Source organism: Methyloceanibacter sp. (assembly GCF_051306395.1).
GTDB lineage: Bacteria > Pseudomonadota > Alphaproteobacteria > Rhizobiales > Methyloligellaceae > Methyloceanibacter.
This window is the reverse complement of sequence record NZ_JBPPND010000108.1, coordinates 1-4,102: the sequence shown is the minus strand read 5'-3', so window position 1 is coordinate 4,102 and position 4,102 is coordinate 1. Positions and strand designations below refer to the sequence as shown.

At 60.4% G+C, this 4,102-nt stretch carries 5 protein-coding genes; 1 reads left to right on the top strand and 4 read right to left on the bottom strand.

Features of this window, described 5'->3' with window-relative positions; genetic code table 11:
* Window positions 1–46 precede the first annotated feature (46 nt).
* Both ACSLE4_RS05965 and ACSLE4_RS05960 read right to left on the bottom strand, forming a co-directional pair.
* Window positions 47–571 (bottom strand): hypothetical protein, encoded by a 525-nt coding sequence (locus ACSLE4_RS05965; protein ID WP_435903563.1) that lies wholly within the window; start codon window positions 569–571, stop codon window positions 47–49.
* Between the two features lie 24 nt (window positions 572–595).
* Window positions 596–1,375 carry a helix-turn-helix domain-containing protein gene (locus tag ACSLE4_RS05960; protein WP_435903562.1) on the bottom strand — a complete coding sequence of 260 codons (780 nt, stop codon included), beginning with the start codon at window positions 1,373–1,375 and terminating at the stop codon, window positions 596–598.
* A gap of 409 nt (window positions 1,376–1,784) precedes the next feature.
* On the opposite strand from ACSLE4_RS05960, the gene ACSLE4_RS05955 reads away from it, so the two are divergent.
* Window positions 1,785–2,075 carry a hypothetical protein gene (locus ACSLE4_RS05955; protein ID WP_435903561.1) on the top strand — a complete coding sequence of 97 codons (291 nt, stop codon included), beginning with the start codon at window positions 1,785–1,787 and terminating at the stop codon, window positions 2,073–2,075.
* Window positions 2,076–2,089: 14 nt separating this feature from the next.
* Here the strand turns inward: ACSLE4_RS05955 and ACSLE4_RS05950 are convergent, their stop codons facing one another.
* Window positions 2,090–2,911 (bottom strand): quinoprotein dehydrogenase-associated SoxYZ-like carrier, encoded by an 822-nt coding sequence (locus ACSLE4_RS05950; protein WP_435903560.1) that lies wholly within the window; start codon window positions 2,909–2,911, stop codon window positions 2,090–2,092.
* 38 nt (window positions 2,912–2,949) lie between these two features.
* Window positions 2,950–3,903, bottom strand: a complete 954-nt coding sequence (locus ACSLE4_RS05945; protein ID WP_435903559.1) for a quinoprotein relay system zinc metallohydrolase 2 — start codon at window positions 3,901–3,903, stop codon at window positions 2,950–2,952.
* Window positions 3,904–4,102: the final 199 nt, after the last annotated feature.

The window sequence follows — 4,102 nt, the reverse complement described above, 5'->3', positions numbered from 1 at the left end:
ATCCTAAAGTCGGTGGCTCGCATTCGGGGACTATGGCCACAAATGCTTAGCTCTTACTGTTTTGGTGCGCTCGGGCCTTCGCCAGATTGCCTTGCGGGTCTTTCATGAAGGCCGCTTTGGAATCCTCGGTTTCGAAGTAATAGGTCATACCGTCGATCTGAGTTCTGATGGAGCAATCTGTCTGCACCTCCTTACCGCGTGCTAGGCCCATGGCGCACAGGTTGCCATACCTCACAGGGCGGATGACCTCCGCGGTAGCCATAACCTCCTGCCACCACCGCTCGAGCGAATTGTCGGGCGCCGAGTGTTCTAATGCTTGCGGCGGCTTTCCATAGGCTCGGTCAAGGATCGCGGTGGCGGCGGAAACTCGAGCAGATGCGGCACAGTCCCCACTCGCGACTTCAACGAGGGTGAGCAAGGCAGTCTCTGCGTGCTCCTTCGCCATTTCGGCCATTTCACGTTTTGCCTGTCCGACCTTGCCCTTTTTTCGCCCTGCTCCTGGACGGGTGCCACCTCTGGCCATCGCAATTGATTCCTTCGATTTTTTTTCATTTCTGTTCACGCGGATCATAGAGAGCACCCTAAGCATACTCGGTCAGCTCCGAGTCGGCCCCCGCGGCCAACGACTGGGCACGCGGATCGGCTCGCCTGCGCTCTCAGCATGTCGGCACTCGTACAGACGCGGAGAGTTTTGGAAACGAAAGTCCTTGTGCCACGCCTCGAACTCCTCGGTGCCCGGATCCACGAACCAATGGTCGCCTTCGCGCCGGACGCTTTTGGGCTTGAGCGCAGACTCGATGTAGGGGATGGGGTCCTGAGTGCCGACGCGGCGAGCAGCGTCTACGGCATTGAGGACGCGATCAGGATCAGCGTTCTTGAGCCAACGCCCGAGGTTTGACCTGGCCGTTCGCTCTGTTAGCCCAAGGCTTACGAGTTGGCGAGGGCAGCTCTTCCAGACCAAGTCCGTTTTCAGCTCACGCACAGTTGCGTTAGCAACTGTGATTGACGGTTCCTTTGACGGTTCTCCTAAATCGGAAACAGTTTTCCGGTTGGCCTTGCATGAATTTCCGGTAGGCGCCTTTGACCTGCCGGAAGTATTTTCCGGTTGGCTTAAATGGAGCCGGTAATAGTCGGAGGTGCGCCAGCCCGCGTCGGACTGGCGGCGCTCGCGGCTCAGGAAGCCGCCTTCCTCAAGGAGCTTGAGCTTCGTCCTGATGGTCCGGTCGGTGAGCTCGGTGTCCTGCGCCAGTCGTGCCTGCGAGGGCCAGCACTCGCCATGCTCGTCAGCATAGTTGGCGAGTGCCAGGAGCAAGAGCTTCGCCCCGGTGTCTCCCACGGCTGTTCCGAGCGCCCAAGAGATTGCCTGGACGCTCATGTCGCCGCCCTCGGTGCGACACGCGCCCGCCGTTCCTTAGCGGCGTGGGTGCTGGAGATGTCGGCGGTCATAGCCGGCACCCCACTTGGTTGAGGCTGGGCGGCGCTCTTTATGTGCGGTGGGGGGAATTCTTTAGTCGGGAAAATTCCCGTAACGTATTGATGCACCATCGCTGCTTTTCTCCATAGTCGGGAGAAAAGCGCTTGAAAATCAGAACGGCAGGATGGACTCTTAATCAGCGGGTCCACGGTTCGAGTCCGTGTGCGCCCACCATATCCCGCTTCCACCACGCCGCCTGGCCGCGAGACGGCCAAAAAGGCAAAATACGGTCTGCAAGAGTGTTGAGGCGGGCAGCGGAGCCCGCTGCCTCGAAGGCGGCCGTCAGTCACCCGCCGTTTGGAGAATTTAGATGCCGAGAGCTACGAAGATCGTTGTCCTGGCCGCCGCAGTTCTACTCGGCTCCGGTTCTGCCTCGCCAGCCGAGGACGCCGGGGAGGGCGAGTTTGGCGGCGAATGCGTCATGGGTCTCGCGCTCGGCAAGGACATCCAGACCGATTGCTCGGTCAGCACGGTCTATAGGGGCAAGACTTATTGCTTCGGCAATGAGACCGCGCGGACGCTCTTCCTCAAGCGTCCCGACGATTTCCTGCTCCAGGCGCACATCTACTATTCCAGCAAGCAGGACGCCGAACAGGAGTAGGGGACTTTTTCCTCTTACGATCCCTTAGGCGGCGTGTGGGCTTCGACCACTTCACCTTCGGTATCGACGATCACCACGTCGAGATCATTCTCCTCGCCCTTGGCGAAGGTGAAGCGGAAGTTTGGGTTGGTCGAGATCGAGAAGGTGGTGTCGAGCTTGAACACGAGCTCGCCGTCGCGCTTCACCGTGACCTCTTTCACGTAATGCGCCGGGATAAATTTCGCGGTGTTGATGTCGAGCTGCATGCCGTTGTGGTTCGGATGCTTGATCATCACTTGTCCCGACCAGATCGGATTCGAATCCACGGCGGGTGCGAAGGTACGAACGAGCGTCTTGCCCATGTCCGCCGTGTCGGCCTCGGGGTCCTTCGCCTGCATGGCAGCGCAACCGCCAGCCGCGGCCAAGAACTTGGTGGCCATGTGCAAGCTGCCGTCCTCGGTCTCCAGGACCGCACGGACATGGGAGAAATTGTCGATCCGCACGCGGGTGGAGAAACTGCGCTCTCCAACGCTACCGGCCGCCGGTCCGAAGTTGAGCGTGGCGACCTTCGGGTCCGGATTGTTATCGATGAAGAGCGTCAGCGACTTGGGCTTTCCCTTCACCCACGGGGGTATGCGCACAGTCAAGGGAACCAGCGCCGCATCCTCGACCTTCTGCGGAGTCTCAAGCACCACCATGTCATCCTCTCGGATGTAGCGGTCGCCGAAGGCCTGCTCCTTGAGGATGGGCCACATCTTCTCCTCGGCGGAAGCGCCGGGGGCGGCCAGAACGAGCATCGATAGGGCAAGCGCCGGCGCGCCGCAGGCGCGTGCTAAGCTCTTGAAGGAATAGGGCATATGCCGTGCTCCTGAGGGACGAATTTGTAGGGAGTATATCATTCCCACTCCAGTTCCGCGAATGCCGCGGTGACGTTGCGGACATGATACTGGTCGAACAGTTTCCAGGCATCTTTTTCCGAAAATCCGGCCGTTTTTGTTGCCTCCGCCAGGGTCTTTCCTTCGGCGATCTGACGGCGCACATCCGACGCGATGGTGGCGAGATAGCGCTGCTCGGGCTCCAGCGCCCGGGGCAGCTCCATCGTCTTGGGCCCATGTCCGGGCACGACGCGGGCAGCCTTGCGGTTGCCTAGCTCGTCGAGCAGGGCGAGCCAGCCCTTAATCGAGCCGTCGATGGTGGGCACATGCACCGAGAACAGGAGATCGCCGAGAAACAGCGTATCGGTCTTGGTATCGGTGACGATCAGATCGTTGTCGGTATGGGCGGTGGCTTGCGGTTCGAGCAGCAGCTCTCGGTCGCCGAGAAACAGCGTGGTCGGCTCTTTGATGGCAAGCGTCGGTAGGATGATTTCGCTGCCCGCGAAGGCCTCGTCCCCGAGCATCTGCTTGTTCGCGGTGAGGTAGCTTCCCGCGCGGTTGCCGAGCGCTCTGGCGAGTTTGTAATGTCCGACGAATGTGGGGTTGTCCGTCTTGAAGGCAGCATTCCCCAGCACGTGGTCGGGGTGCATATGGGTGTTGATCACATATTTGATCGGCTTGTTGGTCACCGCGCGGATGGCGTCACGCAGATCCTCGCCCATCACCGCGCTGCCCGACGTGTCGATCACGGCGACGGCTTCGCTGCCCACCACGAAGCTCGCATTTGCCACGTCGCCGCGATTATCCGGCGATTGCACCTCGTAGCGGCCCTGATGCACGAAGACGCCTGGCGCCACTTCGCTCACATCGGCCGCCGCGGCATAGGCGGGAACGTAGCGGAGCAGGGGAGAGGCGGCGAGCGCCAGTCCCGCTCTGAGGACAGTCTTTCGCGATATGAGGAGTGGCGTGCACATGACTCTCAGACTGACGTAATGCTTGTAAGCCCGCGAAAAAAGACCCTGCCACCTCCCGCCCCGCCGCTGAAATAGCGAAAAGACGTGGATCGGAGAGGGCCGGCTTAAAGCCGGCCCTTCTTGTTTGGGTTGCGTTCGTATAGGTTACGAGAGCACAAGAGGGAGGGAACCTGCATGCGACTTATTCTTATTCTTATCG

What these genes read in the sequence shown, in the direction of transcription:
- ACSLE4_RS05965 (WP_435903563.1), bottom strand. Translation starts at nt 571, where the DNA reads ATGATCCGCGTGAACAGAAATGAAAAAAAATCGAAGGAATCAATTGCG.
- ACSLE4_RS05960 (WP_435903562.1), bottom strand. Translation starts at nt 1,375, where the DNA reads ATGAGCGTCCAGGCAATCTCTTGGGCGCTCGGAACAGCCGTGGGAGAC.
- ACSLE4_RS05955 (WP_435903561.1), top strand. Translation starts at nt 1,785, where the DNA reads ATGCCGAGAGCTACGAAGATCGTTGTCCTGGCCGCCGCAGTTCTACTC.
- ACSLE4_RS05950 (WP_435903560.1), bottom strand. Translation starts at nt 2,911, where the DNA reads ATGCCCTATTCCTTCAAGAGCTTAGCACGCGCCTGCGGCGCGCCGGCG.
- ACSLE4_RS05945 (WP_435903559.1), bottom strand. Translation starts at nt 3,903, where the DNA reads ATGTGCACGCCACTCCTCATATCGCGAAAGACTGTCCTCAGAGCGGGA.